Source organism: Candidatus Poribacteria bacterium (genome assembly GCA_009839745.1).
Classification (GTDB): Bacteria; Poribacteria; WGA-4E; order WGA-4E; family WGA-3G; genus WGA-3G.
The window spans coordinates 1-23,356 of record VXPE01000021.1 but is presented as its reverse complement, the minus strand read 5'-3'; the positions used below and the strand labels follow the sequence as shown (position 1 = coordinate 23,356).

The 23,356-nt window shown below is 48.2% G+C and carries 20 protein-coding genes; 11 read left to right on the top strand and 9 right to left on the bottom strand.

Annotation, left to right across the window (positions count from 1 at the left end; genetic code table 11):
* Window positions 1-2: 2 nt before the first annotated feature.
* The 3 genes from F4X88_03185 to F4X88_03175 all read right to left on the bottom strand — a co-directional run bounded on the left by F4X88_03185 (window position 3) and on the right by F4X88_03175 (window position 2,599).
* Window positions 3-965, bottom strand: coding sequence for a hypothetical protein (locus F4X88_03185; GenBank protein MYA55278.1), 963 nt, complete (start codon window positions 963-965; stop codon window positions 3-5).
* Entirely contained in the window at window positions 949-1,755 is an 807-nt protein-coding gene (locus F4X88_03180; GenBank protein ID MYA55277.1) for a hypothetical protein, read from the bottom strand. The genes F4X88_03185 and F4X88_03180 overlap by 17 nt, the downstream gene beginning before the upstream one ends.
* A 79-nt stretch (window positions 1,756-1,834) precedes the next feature.
* Window positions 1,835-2,599, bottom strand: a complete 765-nt coding sequence (locus F4X88_03175; GenBank protein ID MYA55276.1) for a sugar phosphate isomerase/epimerase — start codon at window positions 2,597-2,599, stop codon at window positions 1,835-1,837.
* 294 nt (window positions 2,600-2,893) lie between these two features.
* On the opposite strand from F4X88_03175, the gene F4X88_03170 reads away from it, so the two are divergent.
* From F4X88_03170 to ubiE, 4 genes are all read left to right on the top strand, one after another.
* Window positions 2,894-3,670, top strand: a complete 777-nt coding sequence (locus F4X88_03170) for a hypothetical protein (protein MYA55275.1) — start codon at window positions 2,894-2,896, stop codon at window positions 3,668-3,670.
* 77 nt (window positions 3,671-3,747) lie between these two features.
* The gene (locus tag F4X88_03165; GenBank protein ID MYA55274.1) at window positions 3,748-4,551 is read left to right on the top strand and encodes a hypothetical protein; all 804 of its coding nucleotides are present in this window, start codon (window positions 3,748-3,750) and stop codon (window positions 4,549-4,551) included.
* A 2-nt stretch (window positions 4,552-4,553) separates the two neighbouring features.
* Window positions 4,554-6,950, top strand: a complete 2,397-nt coding sequence (locus F4X88_03160; protein ID MYA55273.1) for a phenylalanine--tRNA ligase subunit beta — start codon at window positions 4,554-4,556, stop codon at window positions 6,948-6,950.
* 123 nt (window positions 6,951-7,073) lie between these two features.
* A complete protein-coding gene (gene ubiE, locus F4X88_03155) occupies window positions 7,074-7,790 on the top strand; it encodes a bifunctional demethylmenaquinone methyltransferase/2-methoxy-6-polyprenyl-1,4-benzoquinol methylase UbiE (protein ID MYA55272.1) in 717 nt (238 codons plus the stop codon).
* Window positions 7,791-7,833: 43 nt separating this feature from the next.
* Here ubiE and F4X88_03150 read toward each other — a convergent pair whose 3' ends face one another.
* The 5 genes from F4X88_03150 to F4X88_03130 all read right to left on the bottom strand — a co-directional run bounded on the left by F4X88_03150 (window position 7,834) and on the right by F4X88_03130 (window position 12,281).
* Complete coding sequence (locus F4X88_03150) at window positions 7,834-8,787, bottom strand: histone deacetylase (GenBank protein ID MYA55271.1); 954 nt, start codon at window positions 8,785-8,787, stop codon at window positions 7,834-7,836.
* 446 nt (window positions 8,788-9,233) lie between these two features.
* Complete coding sequence (locus tag F4X88_03145) at window positions 9,234-9,590, bottom strand: toxin-antitoxin system HicB family antitoxin (protein ID MYA55270.1); 357 nt, start codon at window positions 9,588-9,590, stop codon at window positions 9,234-9,236.
* A gap of 3 nt (window positions 9,591-9,593) precedes the next feature.
* Window positions 9,594-9,833 carry an addiction module toxin, HicA family gene (locus F4X88_03140; protein ID MYA55269.1) on the bottom strand — a complete coding sequence of 80 codons (240 nt, stop codon included), beginning with the start codon at window positions 9,831-9,833 and terminating at the stop codon, window positions 9,594-9,596.
* Between the two features lie 102 nt (window positions 9,834-9,935).
* Entirely contained in the window at window positions 9,936-11,495 is a 1,560-nt protein-coding gene (locus tag F4X88_03135) for an SAM-dependent DNA methyltransferase (protein MYA55268.1), read from the bottom strand.
* A 15-nt stretch (window positions 11,496-11,510) separates the two neighbouring features.
* Window positions 11,511-12,281 carry a LamG domain-containing protein gene (locus F4X88_03130; GenBank protein MYA55267.1) on the bottom strand — a complete coding sequence of 257 codons (771 nt, stop codon included), beginning with the start codon at window positions 12,279-12,281 and terminating at the stop codon, window positions 11,511-11,513.
* Between the two features lie 390 nt (window positions 12,282-12,671).
* On the opposite strand from F4X88_03130, the gene F4X88_03125 reads away from it, so the two are divergent.
* From F4X88_03125 to F4X88_03115, 3 genes are all read left to right on the top strand, one after another.
* Window positions 12,672-13,961, top strand: a complete 1,290-nt coding sequence (locus F4X88_03125) for an anaerobic sulfatase maturase (protein MYA55266.1) — start codon at window positions 12,672-12,674, stop codon at window positions 13,959-13,961.
* Between the two features lie 137 nt (window positions 13,962-14,098).
* On the top strand, window positions 14,099-14,872 hold the full coding sequence (locus F4X88_03120; protein ID MYA55265.1) for a sugar phosphate isomerase/epimerase: 774 nt from the start codon (window positions 14,099-14,101) through the stop codon (window positions 14,870-14,872).
* A 14-nt stretch (window positions 14,873-14,886) separates the two neighbouring features.
* Window positions 14,887-15,993, top strand: a complete 1,107-nt coding sequence (locus F4X88_03115; GenBank protein MYA55264.1) for a hypothetical protein — start codon at window positions 14,887-14,889, stop codon at window positions 15,991-15,993.
* 23 nt (window positions 15,994-16,016) lie between these two features.
* Here the strand turns inward: F4X88_03115 and F4X88_03110 are convergent, their stop codons facing one another.
* Window positions 16,017-17,723 (bottom strand): hypothetical protein, encoded by a 1,707-nt coding sequence (locus F4X88_03110; protein ID MYA55263.1) that lies wholly within the window; start codon window positions 17,721-17,723, stop codon window positions 16,017-16,019.
* 351 nt (window positions 17,724-18,074) lie between these two features.
* Between F4X88_03110 and F4X88_03105 the strand changes: the two genes are divergently transcribed.
* The 4 genes from F4X88_03105 to F4X88_03090 are packed head-to-tail and all read left to right on the top strand — an operon-like array spanning window position 18,075 to window position 22,939.
* Complete coding sequence (locus F4X88_03105) at window positions 18,075-19,511, top strand: hypothetical protein (GenBank protein MYA55262.1); 1,437 nt, start codon at window positions 18,075-18,077, stop codon at window positions 19,509-19,511.
* Window positions 19,512-19,549: 38 nt separating this feature from the next.
* Window positions 19,550-20,329: an ATP phosphoribosyltransferase gene (gene hisG / locus F4X88_03100; protein MYA55261.1), complete on the top strand. Its 780-nt coding sequence runs from the start codon at window positions 19,550-19,552 to the stop codon at window positions 20,327-20,329.
* A 42-nt stretch (window positions 20,330-20,371) separates the two neighbouring features.
* Window positions 20,372-21,700, top strand: coding sequence for a histidine--tRNA ligase (gene hisS, locus F4X88_03095; GenBank protein MYA55260.1), 1,329 nt, complete (start codon window positions 20,372-20,374; stop codon window positions 21,698-21,700).
* 51 nt (window positions 21,701-21,751) lie between these two features.
* Window positions 21,752-22,939 carry a hypothetical protein gene (locus F4X88_03090; protein MYA55259.1) on the top strand — a complete coding sequence of 396 codons (1,188 nt, stop codon included), beginning with the start codon at window positions 21,752-21,754 and terminating at the stop codon, window positions 22,937-22,939.
* The last annotated feature ends 417 nt before the right edge of the window (window positions 22,940-23,356 follow it).

Sequence of the window (23,356 nt, the reverse complement as noted above, 5' to 3'; positions counted from 1 at the left end):
GACTATTTAGCCGAAACTTTCTCCCCTTCCATTCTAAGACAATCATCCCAATAAGAGACAGCATACGTCTTCACAGGTTCAGATTGGTGCGCTTGTTCAAGATATTGCGCTATCCAGTCCAATAACTGTTGCCGGAGTGATTGTCGAATCTCGCCATCCACATAAGCCAACTCGTAGAAATCCAGCCGTGTGTCGTCATCTAACTGAAAATCGACCTGGCGATAGAGGACAAGATTGACTATCAGTCCGAGAGTAAGGTGTTCAATAGGGTTAGGGAGGATACTGAGTGGCGGATCCAATGCGAACAGATTATCCAGTGGTAAGGCTTTTACGTAGTGGCAGCGATTTTCGATACACGCCAGCTGCTGATCAATCATATTGGCCTCAGCCAAATGGATAAGGGCTCGTGGGACATCCGTATCTCTGATAGTGATTTGAGGCGACCGAATCGTGGTTCTATAGGTCAACAACGCCTTTAAGAATTCCTGTTCGGCTTGCGTATAAATTTGGATACCTTCTGTTTCAAGGTCAGTGTAGGTAGTCCCAAGCACACCTACCTCGTCTCTATCAGGAGGTAGAATTACACCGTGTTGCAGAAGTTGGCGCGCGCTGTCTAACAATTTTTCTGTCAGTGTGTTCCCGATTTGGAAAAATTTGACGACCCTATTTTTACAGAGGAGTCGAACCGCTTTGTCGAGATCGCCCTTGCTGCCATACTCTAACCCAAGACTGGTGAGCGTGAAAGCCGTCTGAATCTGCGTCCGTAGTCCTGATTGATCGGAGAGGTCGGTCGTCTTCATTGTAATGAGTTTGTGCGCAATAGCGGCTATATTCTGATAGAGCGTATCCGCCCGTTCACGCGGAATTCCACCGAAAGTGTCTCCGTGCGCTAAGGCTTGTGTGAGGAAGAGTCGCCCGTCAAGCTGCGCCTCGGCGACGAGAGAAAATTTATTCGTCTTTGTCATCGTCGTCCTCATCGTCATCTAATGTAAGCAACTCTAAGTCGACCGTTTCTATGAGGTCGGCTTCAGTGATATCAATACCGGCTTCTTTATCACGTGCTGCGACGCGCTGTGCTCTGTCAGCCTGGACGGCATCGAAAACAGCGGCGAGTTCAGCCTCAACATCTTCCTCCGTATCAATTGCGAAGAGTTCTCTGATGAACATCCTAAAGACTTCATCATCTGCTTCCCAGATAGCATTACAAATCGCCCGGGCGCGTTCATCTACATAATTGATCGCTGGGGAACTCGGATCGAGATACCCAGCTTCAAGCAGCATCCCACTATGGTCATCCTGAAGTGTGACCCGACTGTGGAGAAGTGCTGCCAACAAACGGAGATCAAGTTCTCTGAGAAACCGTCCAAGATCATCTCGCTCACATTCAGAAAGTTCAAAAAGCCAGAGGTCCAATGACTCTTCATCGAGTTTACCGTCGCGCCAGACCGCAATGTCCAGCAGTTCCTCAAATTGCTCATTTGAGAGACATGGCAATAGGACTGAAGCGAGTCCTGTACCGAGCATCGTGTCCAAGACTTGGAGGACATCTTCGGTAGGACTTTCTTGGATAAGTTCAGTGCAATCGGGGACGAGGTAGTAGAGTTTCTCCCGAGATCTCGGATTACGAGTCGCGCTGAGAATATCCAATTGCTGTTGCTTCTCGTAGCTTTGAAAGAGTTGCTCCGCTTGACGCGCCGGTAGGGACAAAAGTTTCTTACTTTCGGAACGTGGGGCTGTTGTTTTTGGGCTGTTCATGCCGACCCTCCATCATGAAAGGGGTTTCAATATTGAAGTGCATCAATTTCTGATAATGAATATCGCCTCTGTCCCTACCTCAAAAACTATTTCTCACAAAATCGAGATTTTTTGATGCTGACGCAATTGGATCATCTTTACCGGGCGTTTCCAGGACAAACCAACTATCGTATCCAACGGCATGAATAGCATCAAAAACAGCAGGAAAGTCAACATCGCCCTCCCCAGCGTGATTCCCATCAGTGTCCTTGATGTGCATCTGTGAGATAGCCCCGCCTAAGCTGCGAATTTCAGAGGGTGAATCGTAGCCAAGCCCTGTGGCGTTCCCCATATCGTAATAAACCCCAACAGTCGACGAACCGACGTTATCAATGATCTGTTGATGCTGTTCAGCACTTAAAGTGGATTCAATTGCAAGGAAAACACCATGTTTTTCAGCGGTTTCAGCAGCCATTTTCAGACCATCAATAAACCGCGATGCGCTGATATGTTCGTCTTCGATCTGACCATTCCCGAAAAACGGCACCAAAATCACTTTCGCTCCGAGTTGTGGACATGTTTCTGCCAGATATTGTAATTTTGCGATTCCCTCGGTCCGCGTGCTATCGGTTGGATGCATAAACGAATATGCCGTGAAGCCACCTGGTGACAGCGAAGATACCTCAATGCCAGCGGCGTCTGCCAAACTGTTCACTTTGTCAATCCCGCCATCTTGCCAGAGCAGATGTTCACGGTAGTCAACGCCCATGCAAATTTCGACACCCTCAAACCCAATTTCTTTCGCCTTCTGAAACGATTCTTCAAAAGGAACGGGCAACATCCCGTCCCGAATACCTACCTTCATACACAACCTCCTGATGGATATAATCTGCGATTCAAACTGAATTTTGCATTAATTCTGAATTTTAACATAGTCTTAGCACGAATTGCAAGGAGATCCACTTTTTGTTTTTCACATTATAGTGTTAATTACGAAACTACGTGAAAAAAGTTGATTTTTTTCAACCAATGTGTTAACATATTTTAGATGAATTATCTGTCCGGACGCGCCAAGAGTTATCTGACGGGTAAAAGAATCCCATTGGATACCGAAAAAGGTCGTCCAGTATGTAAATAAAATAGAGAGGATATATGTTCAATGAAACAGATTACTTGTATAACTACGATTTTGTTTCTATCTGTATGTCTCATCCCCGGCGTTTTCGCACAGGCATTGATGAGCGACGAATTCACTGGAACCGGTCAAGACCTTCAATCCTTTTGGCAGGTCAAGGACGGCGATAAAAGCCCATGGGAACTCCAAGACGGACTGCTCGTTGCCGAGGCAGGCTTCGACCAGAACTTGTGGGGAGACGATACCACCACACGTTTCTATCAAATCACAGATATGGATCAGTTTGACATAGAAACATCAATGGTTGTTGACTACGCTGATGCTTGCACCGTAGCCGGCATCGTTGTGTATTCTGCAACGACGAAGGATCACCAGAATCGCGATGGTCAGTGGGTGACCTTGAAGTTGTGGGGGCGCGGTGCTGCACAAAATAACAACGCAGTGCTTCAGTATCAACGCCGTCAAAATGATGATTCTGCTTTGGGATACGTCGGCACACAACCCGACTACATGCCAGATCAAGGTGTTATTCCGGTTGAATTACGCGTCAAACGCGACGGCGACGAATACGAGTCATGGTTCAAGCCAAACGCAGAAGGTGACTGGGTCTCGGTCGGTAAAGCGACTAACGAACTCGAGGAACCTCTTGAGGTCGGCATCTACGTCGGTATTTGCGAAGGTCAAGGTGCCGGTAAGATGACTGTCACTTTTGACTATTTCCGAGAAGCGTCAAGTCCGGCGACCCCTGTTGATCCGCGCGGTAGACTCGCTGTTACGTGGGGCGAACTGAAAGGACAATAGTAGTAGCGACCGATGTTCGCAGCTACTTTGAATTACTGGCGGCTCTAATGCCGCCAGTTCCTTTATGGAGACAAGATTTGAAACAAGCGATTATTTTATTTTCTATCGGCTTCGCGATGCTTTACGGCATAACTTCCGTGCAAGCCGCGGCCTCTCTCGGGGACCCTTTCGATGGAACCGCCTTGAAGAACCCGAATTGGAAATGGAAGACTTCCGACGAAGAAGGCGTTGAACCGAAAGAATGGGATATGGGCAAAACGAAAGCCGGATGGCTTCACATCAAAGGTGAACTGAACCGGAATCTTTGGCCCTCAGACACGACGAATCGGCTCTATCAGGAACACGAAGGGGATTTTGATATAGAGACGCATCTCTTTATGGATTACGAAGATGCTTGTGTCGTCGCGGGAGTTGTTGCGTACTCGCCGACCACAAAGGATCATCAGGGACGTGAAGGGGAATGGGTGACGATTAAACTCTGGGGACGCGGTCCCGCGCAAAACAACAATGCCGTTATCCAATACCAGAAACGACAATTTGATGGCGGTGAAGGACTTGTCGGGGTCGTCCCCGGTTTCCAGGACCCAGTGGGTGAAATGGCACTTTACATGCGACTCCGCCGTGAAAAAGATACTTTCACGGCATGGTGGAAACGGAAGGCCAAGGATACATGGATAGACATCGGCGAAACCGAACAGGAGTTCGATGAACCCCTTGAAGTCGGTATCTATGCCGGTATTTGTGACGGTAAAGGTAAGCAGATCGCGCAATTTGAGTATTTTGAAGATCTTCTCGTGCCATTTGATGTTTCACCGCGTGCAAAATTGCCGATCGCTTGGGGGGACTTGAAACGTCGACATAGCAGACCGGAGCCTCGTTAGTTATGAATGTAACCCTAAATTGGCTTAAAAACTACATCAATTTTGAATTTTCTCCAACTGAACTCGCCGATCGGTTGACAATGTTAGGTGTTGAGGTAGAATCCGTCAAGCATCTTGGAGCCGATCTCGAAGGTGTAATTGTGGGAAGTGTCACCTCGGTCCGACCTCACCCAAATGCTGATAAGCTTGTGCTGTGTCAGGTAGATACTGGTGGTCCTGAAGAACTTCAGATTGTCTGCGGTGCCCCGAATGTCCGCGAGGGAATGCTCGCGCCTGTTGCGACAATCGGAGCGACACTACCCGTCGGTTTGACAATCAAACGCGCGAAGCTGCGCGGCGAAACTTCAGAAGGGATGCTCTGTTCCGAAAAGGAATTAGGACTCTCTGACGCTGCCGCCGGTTTGATGGAACTCCCGACAGATATACCCCTTGGGACCCCTCTTTCAGAGGCTCTCGGATTGGACGATGTCGTCTTTGAACTCGAGATTACGCCCAACCGTCCGGATTGCCTCAGCCTGATCGGTATCGCTCGCGAAATCCGAGCGGAAACCGGAAATCCTTTAAAACCGCCTACTGTTGACCTGACAGAAAGCGACATCGACGCCCAAGAGTTAACATCTGTCACGATTGATGCCCCAGATCTTTGCCCGCGTTACGCAGCACGCGTCATTCAAGGCGTTAAGGTAGCAGAATCTCCAGCATGGTTGCAACAGCGACTTGCGTCTGTCGGTATAGGCGTTATTAACAACATTGTCGATGTCACTAATTTCGTCTTAATGGAATATGGACAACCGCTCCATGCCTTTGATTATCACAAACTCACAGAGAACCGTATTGTTGTTCGCCGGGCGAGGGAGGGTGAACACATAACAACGCTTGACGAAGTTGAACACGAACTCACATCCGATATGCTCGTCATCGCGGATGCTGAACAACCTGTCGCACTCGCTGGAATTATGGGTGGCTACGATTCGGAAATTACGGAAGCGACCTGTGATGTGCTATTAGAGAGTGCCTATTTCAACCCATCAAGCGTTCGTGCCACCGCAAAGGCGTTAGGAATCAGCACAGAGGCATCCTACAGATTTGAGCGTGGTGCCGATCCGGGTGTTGTCCTCGCTGCCCTTGACCGTGCGTCCCAACGCATTGTGGAGTTGGCGGGTGGAACAATCTGTGAAGGTGTCGTTGATGTCTATCCGGGACAACAGCCCTTGACCGAAATTCAACTCCGTCCGGAACGCGTCAATTTCGTATTGGGGACGACCCTTGAAGCATCAGAAATGGTGCAGATTTTGAATCGTCTCGGTTTCGATGTGGATGCTACTGGAGATATCTATCACGTCACTGTGCCGACGTTCAGGGCTGACATGACTCGCGAAATCGACCTCATCGAGGAAATCGCGCGGGTCCACGGCTACGATAACATCCCGACAACATTGCCCAAAGGCGATATTCCTGTTCCAGCACAGGATCCGAAGACAGAAATTCGAAAGCGAATCAAACATTTTCTCCTCGCAGCTGGGATGATGGAAGCGGTGAATTATAGTTTTTGCGACCCGAATTGTTTTGATAAGATCCGGTTGAATCCGGATGATCGACTTCGTAACACCTTGCGACTCCAGAACCCGTTGAGTCCAGAGATGTCAGTGCTACGCACAACACTAACGCCAGGGCTGCTCGCAAATGCACAGCATAACCGTAACCACCAGATAGACACTATCGCGCTCTTTGAAATCGGCGGTGTATTCGTCCACGATGGCGAAGAGAAAGAACCGGAACGCGTTGCGGGTGTTCTGGCAGGGCAGATTGGGGAAGGGGTCTATAGCGATCCTTACCGTCCCCCAGATTTCTTTGACATCAAAGGACTTGTAGAGGAGATGCTTGAGGTATGCGGCGTTGTTGATTGGACGCTACAGAAGACGGATACTCCGACCTTCCATCCGGGTAGGAACGCGGAAGTGCTGTTAGGTGATAAACGGATCGGTGTTTTCGGCGAGGTACATCCAGAAGTTCTCGAAAATTACGATTTACCGTATAAGGCATACCTCTTTGAGTTTGACCTTGACGGCTTAACAGATGTTGCTACATTTGCCAAACGCTTTGAACCGATTTCCGTCTATCCGAAGGTGGCTCGCGACCTTGCGATTGTCGTGGATAAGGAGATACTGTCAGATATGCCGACGGCACTTATCTATACAACGGGCGGCGACTCCGTAGACTCGGTGCGTCTGTTTGATGTCTATGAAGGGGAACAGGTTCCGAAGGGTAAAAAGAGTCTCGCCTATACGATCACCTATCATTCTACGACCGAAACCTTGACAGATAAAGCCGTCAATGCCCTTCACGACGAAGTTGTCAAAGGGCTGAATCGTGAATTGGGCGCGGAATTACGCATGTAGTTTAATGGTTATCGGTTGTCAGTGGTCAGTGGTTAGTCGCCCGCTTGTGCCGGACAAAACGTTTGTAACCGCACAACGATCTACTAAAAGCCGATTGCTATATATCTGAGGCTTCGACCAAATTTGAGCGAGAAAAGAATACAAAATCTATTTGCAGCCGTCGCCTACCACTACGATTTTCTCAACTCGTTGTTGAGTCTCAGACGCGACAGGGCTTGGCGGCGCGAAACGGTCAAAGCAAGCGGTGTTGACTTACGGAGTAAGGTGCTGGATGTCTGCACAGGCACGGGTGAACTCGCCCTTGCGTATGCCGATAAAATTGGAGCAGAAGGGTTTGTAATCGCTTCAGACTTCTGCTTTGAGATGCTGGTCATCGGCGATGAGAAGGTGGAACGGAAGGAACGCGGAACAGGCACGAGTTTTCTGGCAGCGGATACCCTGATCCTTCCCTTTTTAGACGATACGTTTGATGTGGTTTCTGTCGGTTTTGGTATCCGAAATGTCTCAGATCTGGAGATGGGGATACGCGAGATGGCGCGCGTCGCAGCCCCCGGAGGTCGGGTCGTTATTTTGGAGTTTACGCAGCCCGTGAATCCGCTATTCCGGAGCCTCTACTATTTCTATTTCACCAAGATCCTACCCTTTGTCGGTAACCTCATCTCTCGGAGTCAGGACGACGCTTACGGGTATCTCCCCCGTTCCGTCATGAAGTTCCCGAATTGTGAGGCGTTGAAAGCCGTTATGGAGCAGTGTGGACTGACAGATGTCCGGTTCTATCGAAAAACGTTCGGTATCGTTTCAATTCATGTTGGTCAGAAACCTGATAACTGCCTGACCTAATTGTATCGGCACTTCATACCTAATGCTATCAGACGCATCGGCACTAAACACTGCCATCAAACTTCAGTAAACGTTCAACGTGCCCCACAACGCATTCAGATACCCCTTCTAAACTGTAACCTCCTTCCAACGCAGAGATAACACGTCCTGATGCCGTCTCCTGAGCAAGTTCAAGGATTAGGTCGGTCAGTGTAGAAAATCCGTCTGCCGTGAGTTCAGTCCCTGAGAGCGGATCAAGGTAGTGCCCATCGAAACCGGCTGAAATTAAGATGACCTCCGGCGAGAAATCTCTTAAGGCAGGAATGAGAACATCCGTAAAGACCGCAGTGTATTCATTATCACCACTCCCTTCAGGCATCGGCATGTTCAGCGTTGTGCCACGTGCTTTTCCACTTCCACGTTCATAACTGGAACCTGTGCCGGGGTAGAGCGGCGACTGGTGAATCGAGAAAAAGAAGACCGTCTCATCTTCATAAAAAATGTCTTGTGTGCCGTTTCCGTGGTGGACATCCCAGTCTACAATCGCGACCTTGCCAATCCCTTGTTCCCGTTGAAGATAACGAGCAGCAATCGCAATGTTGTTGAACAAGCAAAACCCCATGCTCTGTCCCTGTGTCGCGTGGTGTCCGGGCGGACGCACCATCGCAAAAGCATTTTTCACAGTTCCTATTGCAACCGCCTCCGCTACACGCAACACACCCCCAGTTGAAAGCAAAGCAATATCATACGATTCATGCCCGACGGTGGTATCATAAGTGAGCGGAATTTCCTGTTCACAGTGTCGTCGGATATGTTCCGGATAAGCAGGATTATGTGCGTAACAGAGTTGTGCGACACTCGCGGGTACCGGTTCTATGGGATGTAACTGTTCCCAGACCTCGCTTTCCTGAAGTGCGGCTAAACTCGCGCGCAGCCGATCGGGGCGTTCTGGGTGGTTCGGACCGGTGTCGTGATTAAGGTAATCTGGATGATAGGCGAACCCTGTTTTTTGTGTCATATTGGCAGTCCTTGGACCTTGGATTGTTAGAGTGACTATTGGGTATTACACGGAGTCTTGTTTACGGAGAGAAGGTCGAGTTCTTTGTGCAGGCGGGAATTCGCATTATTGTCCCGATGGACACAAATACAATTAACACCGTAATTTCTCGCACAATGCCACTTTTCGTGACTTGGAATTCGATCCTTCAGTGAGTGGGTTTGACCAATGTATAAAAACGCGTGTTTACCTATTCCGTCTGAACCAACGGTACGTCTTGAGAGTATGTAAACTGCCCCAACAGAATTGAAAACTGTGTCTGTAGTATAAACCTCAAAGGCATAGGTGCTGAATTTGCCTTTAAAAGTTGCATCGGCTATTTTTCCCATGCTGTTCTCCTCTATGCCCATTTGTTATATCCAAAGCACAGTATCAAGTAACGATTCTGCCCTCATTGCCAAAGAAGTTTAAGGATAAGTTACAGCCCAAGTGAACCGCCAAGTTGAAGACGAAATTTCAGGGAAAGGTTCGTACTCGCGAATTACGTTACCAAGGTCAACACCTGACGGATTTTCATCCTGCTCAACTTCCGTTTCAAAAAGTTCGGGGGAGTCCACAGATGAGCGAGGCTGAGGGATTTCATCGCCATACTGTTTTGATGTTTCTATCCAACAGGATATCGCGTCTGCACCATTTGCTATTGCTTCCCCAATGGTGTCTCCATCGGAGATACACCCCTCCAAGTCAGGAAATTCAATTAAATACCCTCCACCTTCTTCATCAGGCAGTATACTTATATAAAATGGATACCCGAGCTTATTCATAATTCATACCTCCAATTGATCTATCATTTTCACAAGTCGTCGAATATACATAGGTCTTATTGGGCGGTGGTCAGGAATGGTCAACCGAACACCTGAATCGTGACGTAGTGTAACATGGCTGCCTCCGCGTTTCGGTCGGTTGATTGAAAATCCATATCGTCTTGCTAAGGTCTCAACATGGGTAATCCGCCAGTTATCGCGCGGATTATTCCTCATTTTTTCCAGCAATTTATCTCGACGCATGGAAATAGCACTCCATACAGGGCATTTGCCATCGGTAGGATAGCACTTTAAAATTATAACCCGTTATATGCCCCTTATCAAGTTAAAATTCAATTCGAGAAATTACATTAGAAGTTTTTTGATTTTTCCCGGCTGTGCCCAATTGCATTTGCCTGCACCGTTGAGCTGCCGCAACAATTTCGGGATTTCGGGGTTCTCAAGCACACGCTTAATCTCGTGTGCGGTATCTTCAGACCAACACGGGATAAACGCATGCATCGATTGGTTGCCTTGCCACGCCTGTCCATCTACGCAGCTCAGCACAACAGGCTTAAATTGGCTTTTCCCATACGCTTCCCACATCACTTTGAACGGCGCAAACGAGTAGGGACCGACACCCAACAGTGCCCACCAATACCCCCTATCAATCGCCCTTCTGAGAAGCGTTCCCTTCCGGAATCGCAGTGTTTGTTCAGCATCGCGGAGGTATTCTTTCAACGGACGATGCTGTTCAATCTGATGCTGCGTAAGCGGTTTTCCTGTTTCCCGATGATACGGTAGCAGTATCCATTTATAAGGAGATGACGCGTCCTGTCGCCAAATCTCCTTTGTTGCAAGCGGATACAAAAATGCTTCAGGAAGATGTGAAGGCTTGTCTTCAAAAATAAAAACACTGTTGGCACCACATGTATTCACGCCCTGTCGTGGGGTTTGTGTCGGCGGCAAATTAAGGTCAACAGTTATGTCTGTGTTTAGTTCGTTGAGGTCCCGCACGACCCGCCATGGGTCTGTAGACTTTTTAAGTGGAACAGCCTGATGCTCGGTCCAGTTTCCGTTCAGTTCCCTGAAATACCTAACTGGAAACTTCTGAGGCGTATCGCACCGAAATTTAGCACAACCGTATGACGTGCCGACCCCTTCAAATACCCGTGTCGACGTGAATTCATAAACCGTATCTACGGCGAAATCGCGCCGGTTTGCGCGATACTCTCTAAAACCACTATGCGCGCCGTCACCGAAAAAGAGGGAAAGCGGGAGATAGAAATACCCAACTCCGTTCTTTTTTAGCAATTGACCGAGGCCGATCTTCAAAACAAGTGCCGCGATGTCGATACGAGAGGCACCTAAGAGCAATCGTTGTTTGTCTGGAACCAACCCTTCTGAGAGAAAAAAAGGCTTTATACGCGTTTTGTAATCCGATGGCAGATTTGCGAAATTCACCCACGGTGGGTTGCCAACAAGAATGTCATACTTTCCGGCGTGCGACTCTATAATCACATCTTGGCAGAAGAGTTGGGATGCTGGGAAATCAAAACCGAATTCTTGTGCGACGTTTTTTCTAAAACACGTTAGATGTGAAGTCTTCATCTCGATGAGCGTGAGTCGGGATAAGCGCTCTGCGGTAATTGGAACACCTCTACGACGCGCGATGTCCAGAAATGCGAGGACGAATGCGCCTTTCCCAGCTGCGGGGTCGCAGATGTGTGCACCCTCAATCCATGCATCGAAAATATCCCATTTATTGATGAGCCACTTTGCCCATTCCAGTGGGGTAAATACCTCTCCAATTGTAGTTGATTTATCCAACATAGTCTGCCAATTCGGTATCGTAAGAGCGGTATTTTGGTCGCGATTCTTCATCGCAGGGTCAATCTCTGAACCGCGACCTTCTGCTTGATTCACTGTTTCATCATCAACTTATCGGGCTGTCTTCACTCTTGCCCATGTCGTCGCCAGTTTTCCTTCCGGTTCAACGGCGAAAGCCTCGTCCCACCCATTGAGTAGCTGCTGAATCTCATCCGCCTCAAGGGCACGACTGAGAAGGACAATCTCGTCGATACCCCCTGTAAACTGTTCTGGACCGAATTTAAGTTGTAGCGTTTCTCCAGGATTAACCTTACCGTTCCACTCCGGTTTCCAATCTGCTTTATTGGATGACAACGCTCCTTTTTTGCTCTCAGGTTCGCCGTCAACGTACATCTCAACATTTTTTCCGTCGTATGTCCCGGCGACATGGTACCACTTCCCTTGTTCCAATTCTGTTTTACCGTAGAATCCGGGTGTAATACCGGCACCTGTCCAGACTCTGAATGAGAAACCGTCGGGTATCGGTTCACCACCGGACTGGTCTTCTAACAGGTAGGCACCGTTTTTTCTGACACCGGTATCTGAGTCGGCATCTACGCGAAACCAGGCAGCCACGGTCAATTCGTCTGATATACTTTGGAGGCTTTTTGAATCTGACACATCAATGCTACCCCCACCACCCGCAACGACGGCTTTACCAAATTTACCGTCTTCAAACTTAAAATTACCGACAAGCTTTCCATCATTGCCGTTAGCTGTTGCATCTTTAACATCGCCTTCAAAGAGCCAGACGCCAACAATCGCCGGATCGTCTTCTTCTAATGCCCACGAGGTGACACCAAAGCATAAAAGCAAAGCAGTACCTATATATAATAGTTTCATTTGAAATTCTCCATGAAATGCGAAACGTCTAAAATCTTGTTGGACACTCAGTTTTAAAATACTGAGCCAACGGGTTATCCTCTATTTTTTACATAAGATATTATATCACATCTCTCTTTTTTCTAAACCAGGATTTGTGCATGACCGAACCGCAAGGAAAAATTGGCAGTCGGTTCTCAGTTATCAGTTAAGAGATGTTCTTTTTCACCAAACCCGTAGCTTGCAACAACGGCGCAAGCGGTTCTACGTAAAGGCACATTAAAGTTCAAATGCACCTGACCGAACCGCAAGGAAAAATTAAAACTTGTAGATTCATGTGGAATATGCTAAACTTTAAGACATCTTTGGAAACTTTATGTTACACGGTTAAGGTGAAAAGAGGACAATCAGATGGTTCAACAGAACACACCGCGCGTATTTCACGTAATGACGAAACCGATCGGGCCGATATGTAACTTAGACTGTGAGTACTGCTTCTATCTGGATAAAGAGAAACTCTATCCCGAAACGCGCTCCTTCCGCATGACTGACGAAATTTTGGAGAACTACATCAAGCAATACATTGATGCACAGGAGACCAACGAAGTCACGTTCGCATGGCAAGGCGGAGAACCCACGTTGATGGGGGTAGACTTCTTCCGACAGGCAGTCAGATACCAGCAGAAGTACAGACGTCCCGGTATGCAGATCCAAAATACGTTTCAGACGAACGCCACCCTCCTCAATGATGAATGGGCGGAACTGTTCAAGCGGAACAGATTTTTAATCGGGGTCAGCATCGACGGTCCCCCAGAAATTCACGATAAATACCGCTATGACAAACGCGGCAGGCCATCCTCTGATCAGGTAATTCGCGGGTTGCGTGTCTTGCAGCAGCATCGGGTCGATTACAATATACTGTGCGTCGTCAATAAACATAACGCTGAATATCCGCTGGAGGTCTACAACTATTTCAAAGAGCTCGGCGCAGAATTCATGCAGTTTATCCCAGCGGTTGAGCATTTCGGGGGCAAGAATGTATCCCCGCGTTCCGTCACGGCGCGTCAATATGGCAAATTCCTTTGCACTATTTTCGATGAATGGGTCGTCAACGACATCGGAAGGATCTTCGTCCAAATTTTTGATGTCGCATTAGAGGGATGGCTGGGTTATAATCCGAGCCTCTGTATATTCAATGAAACCTGCGGGGATGCGCTTGCCATTGAGCATAACGGCGACCTCTACTCCTGTGATCATTATGTCACACCCGACTATCACGTCGGAAACATTGCCGAAAATACGATTGCCGAGATGGTGGATTCAACATTCCAACGCAAATTCGGGACCGATAAACGGGATACATTGCCTGAATACTGCCGGAATTGCGAAGTGAAGTTCGTCTGCAATGGGGGCTGCCCAAAGAACCGATTCATCAAAACGCCTACAGGTGAAGATGGCTTGAACTACCTCTGTGCTGGCTATAAACGGTTTTTCAATCACATTGACGAACCGATGAAGATGATGGCTTCCGCACTACAAGCCGGACGCCCTGCAAATAGTATTATGCCACTCCTCCGTCAACGTCAACAGGAGAAAACACGCGTCAGCGCCACAACAATCTCACGGAAAATCGGACGAAACTCGCCGTGTCCATGTGGTAGTGGACGGAAATATAAGCAGTGCTGTCTAAACAAAAAGTGATCTGGTGGATCGGTGGCATCTGTTTTACAACTCTGCGGAACACTTTCAGGAAGTCGCCATTGGTAAGGACAATACGGTGAACTGACGAAAGAAGACCCGTATCCCTTATCGAAAGAAACCGATTCAAGCGAGGAAAAATGTTAACTATCTGTTACGACCCGTATTCTGGCACATTAGGCAGATTCACACGTGCCGAGATTTTTGACCTCGTTGCTGATGCAGGCTACGAAGGTATCAACATCCCTGTGAATTCCGGCTTTCTCGGTGAACTCTCGACTGCGGAGATAGATGACGCTGTGAGTCTTGCTGAGCAACACAATCTCGTTGCCCCGACGATCGGATTCGGCAATCACATCCTGACAACGCCCGCCCGAAAAGAAGAGGCACTGCAGCACTTTGAGATTGTCCTCGAAGTCGCTCGCCGATTTGACGCTGAAGTTATCGGGGTGTGGGTGAACCCCTCCGAGGGGGTATCGCGACAGGAATCTCTGGACGCACTTGCTGACAGTCTGTCTCAGATGATACCCGTTTGCAATGAAAATGGAATGAAGATAGCGCTTGAGTTTGAAAAGGGGTGTCCGCTTGATAACTATCGCGAAGGCGTGGAATTTGTTGAGGATACCGGTCTGCAGGTCTATCTGACGTGTGATACGTATCATCTTTTTAACGATGGTGCGGAACCGCACACAGCAGCGCACGCGATGAAGGCATGCCTCGGTGATGTGCATCTATCAGGGAGTAATCGCGGCGAACCGGGGGGTGGCGTTTTCGATTTTGAAACGTTTGCGCAAGGCTTAAAAGAGATCGGTTTTTCAGGGCCGCTCGTTGTCCAGTACAAGATGGAAGATGTCGCGAGTATCGCGCGCAGCTGCGAGTTCACCCAAAAGTTCCGAGCGATGATACAAGCATAGAAAGGAGATTTCGGATGAGACGGATTGCCTTTTTAATTTTTGCCCTTACCTTTATAATAACAGTTGGACACGTTTATGCACACGTGCCAGAACACCCCCCAACAGAAACAGGAGATTTCCAGTTTGTAGCACACCATGAAGTATCTGAGCGGACCAGTGGGCAGGGCGCGCTGAAGTTCAAGGTGCTTTATATGCGTGACCATTTTCCGCCAGAAGTTGTCGCCGCACTCGACACGGCACACGGTGGGTTTGATGTGGACCGACGGGACGGGAAAGGTGAAACCTATTTCGCACTACCGGGGGTCGGCATCATCCAGATAAGTGCTGACCTGAAGACCACACACCTCATCGAGACCCCTCCAGCTCTGAAAGCAGCCAACGCACACTACACAACCGTCTGGATGACCTCTGAAGGAACTCCCTATCTCTCTTTCCCAGCAAACGATGTCGGCAAGATTTTCACGACGACGATGGAGGGAACACTCGTCCATACACTGGAAGCTCCGGACGCAATGACGGATTTCAAACATCAGGCAGTTAACACCTATTTCAGCGAAGGTGGGAAGTTTGTGCCTACCGGCATAACACATATTGATGGAATGCTTTACGTTACGACGGGTTACTCCGATTTAGATTACATTTTGGGCGCGGAACTCACGAGCCTTGAACCGCTTGAGGCGAGTTGGTATCCGTTGGCATTCGGGGGTAAAGGTGATGAACCGGGGCAATTCGGTACAGGACATCACATTACCGTGCCGGACGGAACAAAGCGATTGGATGCTTCTGATCGGGCAAATGCAGAAATTGAACGCTATTCTCCAGATGGCGCCTACTTGGAAACACTCCCGCTTATTAAAGGATCATTCCCGTGTAGCATTGACTACGAAGCGGGATACGCTGTCGTCGCGTGTCTGTTTGGACCCAACAAGGAAAAAGGCGCACCGCTCTACATCTTGGAGGGCAACAACCTTGTTTCAACGGTTATGTTAAAAGCGGAATTGGGTGTGGAGACCTTCCAGCATCTGCATGGCGCGGTAATCCGCAAGATTGACGGCAAACTTTACATTATTGCGCAATCGTGGAACCCTGGGGATATTATCATCTTGGAACAGGTAATGTAGAATCTCGCCTCGTAGGGATCGTATTACTCCTGTTTCAGCTGTGTAAGGCTATTCTCGCTCCGGTCATACAGATAGGCGTTCCGACCCGTGAAATACTGGGCGTAGACATTCTGCCAATCACTGTTTGTCAATTTCCATCGAGGTAAGGGACCGAGTTTAAAATAGACAATATCCGCCTCTTCCAGAGACTGAAAGGGATAATCTCCAATCGGTGCATCGCGGCGCTGGGGTACAAAAATAACAGCGTTATGAATGTTCTGCTCCGCTACCATCGGCGGCAATTTTTGATAGACAGGGTCCCAATTCTGATACACCTCTCCGATGCGGACATAACTCCACACGATGTTGACACTGAGCAACAGAAAACATATCCCGACCCCAATTGCAAGCCCGCGTCTTTGGAACGGTTTGAACCGTTCATAGAGGATACATATACCACGCGCTGCTAACGGGATGAACCCAAGAAATGTTGACTCGGTATAATAACGCGCATTCACAGGCGTGAATCCCCACGTCGAACCCTCAAAGTAGAAGAAGGCATAAAGCAATAAATTGCCCACGAGTAGGGCGATGCAAAACACATCGTATCTGTTGCGCGAGCCGTGGAAGAACGGCAGAAGGACGAGACACCACGGCAGGATTAACGGCACAAAGGCGATGAACCACGTCACTGATAGTTCTATCTCCTTCAATAAATTATGGTGATAACTTCCCCAACCGAGGGCGTTGAAACTGATGCCTGGGAGGATGTGTCGCCAGGTCCGTTCGAGTGCCCATGCGGGTGTAAAAATAAACCCCTCTTCAAGATTGGGTTCGTATCCTTCCATGCGAAGCCCGAAACCGATTTTGTCGTAAGGCTGCGCGACCGTATGCGTGAACATGAACGGATCTTCCGTAAAATGTGCGTTCCATGACATACACACACCCAACATCACAACGAATGGAATAAAGAAGAACCCTAAGCGTTTCAGTGTAGGAAGCAACGCCTGCGCTGCTTCGTGTTGATGTTTCCATTGGGTGAACAGATAGTCAAGTGTTAATAAACCTTCGAGGGACTTGCGATGATCAGATACTTTGAACCATTGGGTGAACAGATGGTAAAGGGTTAACCCCGCACCGACAACACCAAAGACGACCGCCGAGAGTGGACGTGTATTAAACGCATATCCCAACGCAAACCCTGAGAGAAGCGGGTAGCCAATCCGTGCGAGCAGAGAGGCATCGTCTTTGCAATTCAGCGTCCTGAGGAGTGTAAGGAGATAAAGTGAAAGGTAGAAACGACTTACCGGTTCACTAAACCACGTCGAACCCATCCCAAGCGTTGCTGGCGAAATAAGCGCGAATCCTGCGGCAATCAGTGCGATTCCCGGATGGATGTCTCCATATATCTCTTTCACAAATAGGTAGAGCAGCAGCAACGCGCCCCCTGTTGCAAGTGCGGGAATCAGCCACGGCGCGTTGATAAATACGCCGAACATCAGCATCAAGGCGTTTCCGAATGGGTATTTTGAATACCATTTCCCGTTTAGCACATTGATATGCGGAGAAGAGGAGAATCCGTGTTCCGGGGGGGATGGTACTGAGAGCTTACCCTCGGCGAACAGCTTTGCTTGGAATAGATACGAGACGGTGTCTGGCTCAAAGTAGGAGAACTGAAAATAGATACCGCATAGGAATATCGATAGCAGGACACCGAGGATAGAGATGATGTAAATAGGTTTAATTTGCATTGCGTTGTTCGGTGGTCTGTAAAAAAATTTGACATTCATTCTTCAATGAGGTATAATATCATTAAATTGAATTAAAATCAACGACTTTATTAATGGCAAATTCCAACTTGCAAGCGATACTAAAAAATGTGTAACATCAATACATTTAACATTCATCACCATCATTCGGTCCACTTCTAAGTTGAGCGGATGAGGGAATATGAATAACTATCTTTGATACGAAGCAAGTCTAACTTGTCTGGACCCTGGTAAACAAGCCGCTCTCCTCCGCACCGCGTTGTCGGTGCCCGTGAGAAAAAGAGCAAACCGTTTACTGGGTTTTTTTTTGACATATTAAGGAAAAATTAAAATATGGAAAAGTTTGAGAAACCCGCTGGAACGAACGATTTTCTACCTGAGCAGATGGTTCAGCGAAATTTTGTTGAAAATATTGTCCGTGAAACCTTTGAAACTTATGGATATGCACAAGTTCAGACCCCCTTGTTTGAATCCTTTGCTCTATTATCGGCGCAATCTGGTGAAGAGATCCGACACAAGATGTTCACGTTCGTGGGTTCGGATCGGGTGGATTATGCCCTGAGACCTGAGTTGACTGCCCCTGTCTGCAGACTCATTGCCAATGGCGAACTACAACACCTTCCCTATCCGTATAAACTCTATTATATTGGGCAGTGTGCCCGACAGGAACCGATTACTGATGGTGCTGAAGTAAAGCGGGAATTCCGACAGGCAGGTGTTGAACTCATTGGACCGGCTTCCGCCCACGCAGATGCTGAAATTATTACGATGCCGATTCGAGTCCTTGAGAAACTCAACATCTCACATACACAGTTAAAAATTGGCAATACAGGTGTTTTCCGTGAGATTTTCAAACAAGGCGGGCTTGATCCAAAAGACCAAGCAGAAATGATTTGGGACATCGACCATCTTGTAAGTCTCCGTAATGACAGTGAACTTTGGGATCTCGAAACACTACGAGATACGCTCAATATGCTGCGGCGTCTGCAAGGAGTTGATTACCAAGGCGATGGCAAAATTGAGACTGACTGGATTCAGGAATTAACCGAAAGCACCGTCCCCACTTTTGCAGAAAAACTACCGACTATCGCTGAGGAGACTTATAAGGCGAGATGGCACCGTTATTTCAATGTTGCTGAAGAAATGGCGCGGTGTTGTATAGAGGTTTCAAAAGTTTGTGGTGATAAGAACACTGTGATGATAGTGTGGGAGAAGTGTCTCGGGGATACCGCGCAACCCGCGCGCCAAGAACTACTTACCCTCTGTGACTCTCTGGAAAACTACGGTATTACAGATTTTGAAATCAATTTGGGTATCACGCGTGGTTTCGATTTCTATACCGGCACGGTTTTTCAAATCGAATTGCCTGAGAAACGTCTATCGCTTTGTGGTGGTGGGAGATACGACAATTTGATCGCTTCCTTCGGTGGGCCGTCAATACCTGGTGCTGGATTTGCTTTCCAATTTGACGTGCTTGTGGAAGCCTTTAATGACACAAATAAGACAACTGTTAACGGGAGAAAAGACTACTTCATCGCAGCGGAAACACCCGAAGGTATTGCTGAAGCACAACGACTTGCTGAAATACTTCGGGGATCAGGTAAGAACGTTGAAGTAGACTTGATGGAACGCAATTTGCAGGCACAACAAGATTACGCCAGTCAAGCGAACTACGATTATCTGCTCCGCCTGGTCCCGGATGCGTCGATCCGCAGGATTCATATCAAAACCGGCGATACACAGATGGTTACTGTCGCAGATCTTCTATAAATATTTCTTCGCACTTTATAGAAGAAGGAGAATTTACGATGAAAACGGAATCACAACGGACGCTGAAACTACTTTTACCGAAAGGGAGTCTACAGGGGGATACGCTTGAAATGTTTCAGCGTGCCGGTTATGAACTCAACGGTTATACCGAAACGGATAGGTCTTATCGCGCGACCTTCCGTAACGACAACGCATTTCAAATCAAGATTTCACGTCCCCAAGAGATACCGGTTTATGTCGGCATGGATGACTTCTACGATGTAGGAATTACCGGTCAAGATTGGGTCGAAGAAACTGACGCAGATGTTGAGGAAATCTTGCCTCTGGAATACGGGCATATTGATATTATCCTCGCGGTACGTGAAGAACGAGACGATATCAACACGTTCGACGAGCTGGTGAATTTCTCAGATAGAGACATCCGAATATCTACCGAATATTTGAACATCGCCGAGAAATATATCCTTGAAAAGACGGAAAATAGGGTCGCTCCTACGATTCTAACACCATGGAAGCGACTAAACACGCTTGGCAGTTACCAGTCACCTATCACACTCATGCTGTCGTTTGGTGCCACTGAGGGGAAACCTCCGGAAGAGGCGGATGCGATCATTGACAATTCGACGACATCGCGGCGCACGCTCAAGGCGAATGAACTTAAGGTGATCGAACTGTTGCGCGAATCCGAATCTACGCTTATTGCGAATCCGAAGGCACTCCGGGATTCATGGAAACATGGGAAGATTGAAGAACTGAAGCAGACCTTGCGGAAAGGTTTGCGCAGACGGCGGAGTCGAGTGCTCCCCGGACACATATAAACCTTAGGTTAGAAGGGAAGCCCCTTTGAAGGAGGAAAACGCATGGCAACCTTTATTAGACCGCGTGTTCCGCGCGGGATGCGAGACATTTTGCCTGAGCAGATGATTCGCAGACAGTATGTTATAGATGTGATTCGGGACGTGTTCGAGGAATTCGGATTTGAACCTCTGCAAACCCCTGCGCTTGAATTGTCTGAAGTGCTCACGGGCAAATACGGACCGGATGCTGAGAAACTCATTTATCAGGCAGGACATGTTGGCGGAAAGGAGGACATCTCCCTTCGTTACGACCTGTCAGTACCACTTTGCCGAGTGGTTGCGATGCATCCGCAACTTCCGAAACCGTTTAAGCGATACCAAATCGATCCTGTCTGGCGCGCAGAACGCCCACAAAAAGGACGTTATCGTCAATTTTTCCAGTGTGATGCGGATACCGTAGGCACCGAAAGTATGCTCGCTGATGCTGAAAATGTAAATCTCATCTATCAAGTGCTAACGCGACTCGGTTTTGAACAATTCGAGGTTAATATCAATGATCGAAAATTAATCACCGGTATCGGGCAATTCGCTGGTGTGCCTGAAGAACAACTCGGCGGACTCTATAGATCCATTGATAAGTTGGACAAAATTGGGCTTTCGGGTGTCAGGGACGAGTTGGCGGAGAATCAGATTCCGGGACCCGTCATTGAACAGTTGCTCGCGCTGCTGCAGATTGAAGGCGATCCAGCGACGGTGCTGAATGCACTCAGTGAACAACTCGGGGATTCTGAGATAGCGAGAGAGGGTGTCGCGGAATTAGAAGAGCTGAATGGCTATCTCACAACGCTTGGCGTGCCGGACAAATTCTATAGGATGAACGTTTCAATGGTGCGCGGCTTGGAATACTACACCGGTCCGATCTATGAAACCGTTGTAGAGGAACCGAAAATTGGGAGCATCACTGGTGGAGGCAGATACGATGAACTCATCGGAAGTTTCAGCAAGCAGGGTTACCCGGCAACTGGGACCAGTTTTGGCATTGAGCGGATTATTGACGTGATGGAAGAATTTGATATGTTCCCCACGACTGTGGGCAAAACGGTGACACAGGTGTTAGTCACTATTTTCGATGCTGAACTCGCCCAAGAATCCCTGAAATTGGCGACGCTTCTACGCCAAAATGGTATTCGGACAGAGGTCTACAGTCGCCCAACGCGTCTCAGCACGCAGATAAAATATGCGGATACGAAAGGTATCCCGTATGCTGTTATCCTTGGCTCTGACGAATTGGAGGCAGGCAACGTAGCGATTCGGAATCTCGCAATCAGAGAGCAGCAGGTCGTCCCGCGGGAAGCACTCGTCGAGCACATCCAACGATGGATAGACAGTTAAAACGATTATTCACTTGAATCTTCCAAATAGCAATAGCAACGTTAGGGAAACATGAGGCAAATTTATCAACGTCCCAATTTCACTCGCTATATTATCCTTCTTTGTTGTATTGTTCAAGCAGTGCAACTGACAATCGCGGGGTGTAGTCACACAAAACCGTATTACCATCCCGATATACCCGATAGCGCGAAACATGAGAGCAAAACGGAAGGCACGCTCCAATACCGCCTTTTATTATTGGGGGATGGTGGAGAACCGGAACCGGATGAACCTGTCTTGAAAACGCTCAGCAAATGGGCAGAGAAGGATGCGGCACGCACAAGCGTCATCTTTTTAGGAGACAACATGTATCCTGACGGGATGACGGAACGGAGAAAACATGAAGCCTCATCTCGACTTACCCCACAACTTGCTGTTACCAAAACTGCTGGTGCCCACGGACTCTTTATCCCCGGAAACCATGATTGGGCGAGTGGAAGGGCAGAAGGACTTAGGGCAGTCCTTGCACAAGAAAAGTTTATCAACGATGCCCTCGCTGGTGAATCGAATTTTCTGCCACCCGGCGGCTCACCGGGTCCTGTTGCCCTTGAACTCCCGAAAACCGATCCGGTTCTGCGTCTTATCGTGCTGGACACGCAGTGGTGGCTCCATCAGCATGAAAAACCGAAGAAAGCACCTGAACAGGTGATAGAAGAGCTCATCGCACTCTTAGATACGGAATTACCGGTCATCGTTGTCGGACACCATCCATTGGAAACGTATGGTGAACATGGCGGGGTCTACGACTGGAAGGCACACCTCTTTCCCGTTAGAGCTCTGAATGAGTGGCTCTGGATCCCGATACCGATAGTCGGCTCCATGTATCCTTATGCACGATCGCACCTCTTTAGATCCGATCAAGACATGCATAGCACACGCAACAAAGCTATGGTCGCGGCACTAAACCGAGCATTTGCCACGCGAAAATTGCCGCCCCAAGGTCCACCGCTCTTAATTTACGCTGCCGGACATGAACATTCCCTGCAGGTTTTGAAAGGCGACGTTACCGATTATCTTCTTGTGAGTGGTGCAGCGGCGCGCCGAAAAGTGACGGAAGTGATGTCTGGGGACAATACCCTGTTCGCACATCAACATACCGGTTTCATGGCGATAGATTTTCTCAACGATGGGAAAGTATTATTACGAGTGGTCGAACCCGAAGGGAAAGGTGTCCTCTTTCATCAATGGCTGACTTTTTAGGATTTTAGAGATTTTCTATTGGTGTGTCTTAAACCGGAAACACAACTTGTAAAAAAAACTTTCGAGAATGCCCTACAAGCCCCTTGAAAAAGATGCCCCGCTGTGGTAACCCTACCCGTAAAATGCAAGGGGATTGTAGCGGGTTTATCTGTAACGTCTTAGATGACTTCAAAATATATTCTTGCAATGCAATAGGCAGGACCAAAACGTGTCCTGCCTACTTTTCGTCCTTCTCCACTTTACGATGCTAATTCTCTGATTTTCGGTTCTGGCGGGCGTATCTTAAAAATTCTACATTTCGTAGATACGGTTCCACCTCCTCTAATTCAAGACGCATCTCCTGTAAATCCCCAACAATCTGATTTATAGTAAAACCCATAATTAATGGGACATTTGACAGCGGGCGAGGGGACCTCG

Coding starts and splice junctions, on each gene's coding strand:
- F4X88_03145 (MYA55270.1), bottom strand. CDS start 9,590: ATGAATAAGCTCGGGTATCCATTTTATATAAGTATACTGCCTGATGAA.
- F4X88_03160 (MYA55273.1), top strand. CDS start 4,554: ATGAATGTAACCCTAAATTGGCTTAAAAACTACATCAATTTTGAATTT.
- F4X88_03120 (MYA55265.1), top strand. CDS start 14,099: ATGTTAACTATCTGTTACGACCCGTATTCTGGCACATTAGGCAGATTC.
- F4X88_03185 (MYA55278.1), bottom strand. CDS start 965: ATGACAAAGACGAATAAATTTTCTCTCGTCGCCGAGGCGCAGCTTGAC.
- F4X88_03090 (MYA55259.1), top strand. CDS start 21,752: ATGAGGCAAATTTATCAACGTCCCAATTTCACTCGCTATATTATCCTT.
- F4X88_03130 (MYA55267.1), bottom strand. CDS start 12,281: ATGAAACTATTATATATAGGTACTGCTTTGCTTTTATGCTTTGGTGTC.
- F4X88_03140 (MYA55269.1), bottom strand. CDS start 9,833: ATGCGTCGAGATAAATTGCTGGAAAAAATGAGGAATAATCCGCGCGAT.
- F4X88_03110 (MYA55263.1), bottom strand. CDS start 17,723: ATGCAAATTAAACCTATTTACATCATCTCTATCCTCGGTGTCCTGCTA.
- hisG (MYA55261.1), top strand. CDS start 19,550: ATGAAAACGGAATCACAACGGACGCTGAAACTACTTTTACCGAAAGGG.
- F4X88_03125 (MYA55266.1), top strand. CDS start 12,672: ATGGTTCAACAGAACACACCGCGCGTATTTCACGTAATGACGAAACCG.
- F4X88_03115 (MYA55264.1), top strand. CDS start 14,887: ATGAGACGGATTGCCTTTTTAATTTTTGCCCTTACCTTTATAATAACA.
- F4X88_03150 (MYA55271.1), bottom strand. CDS start 8,787: ATGACACAAAAAACAGGGTTCGCCTATCATCCAGATTACCTTAATCAC.
- F4X88_03175 (MYA55276.1), bottom strand. CDS start 2,599: ATGAAGGTAGGTATTCGGGACGGGATGTTGCCCGTTCCTTTTGAAGAA.
- F4X88_03105 (MYA55262.1), top strand. CDS start 18,075: ATGGAAAAGTTTGAGAAACCCGCTGGAACGAACGATTTTCTACCTGAG.
- F4X88_03180 (MYA55277.1), bottom strand. CDS start 1,755: ATGAACAGCCCAAAAACAACAGCCCCACGTTCCGAAAGTAAGAAACTT.
- F4X88_03170 (MYA55275.1), top strand. CDS start 2,894: ATGAAACAGATTACTTGTATAACTACGATTTTGTTTCTATCTGTATGT.
- hisS (MYA55260.1), top strand. CDS start 20,372: ATGGCAACCTTTATTAGACCGCGTGTTCCGCGCGGGATGCGAGACATT.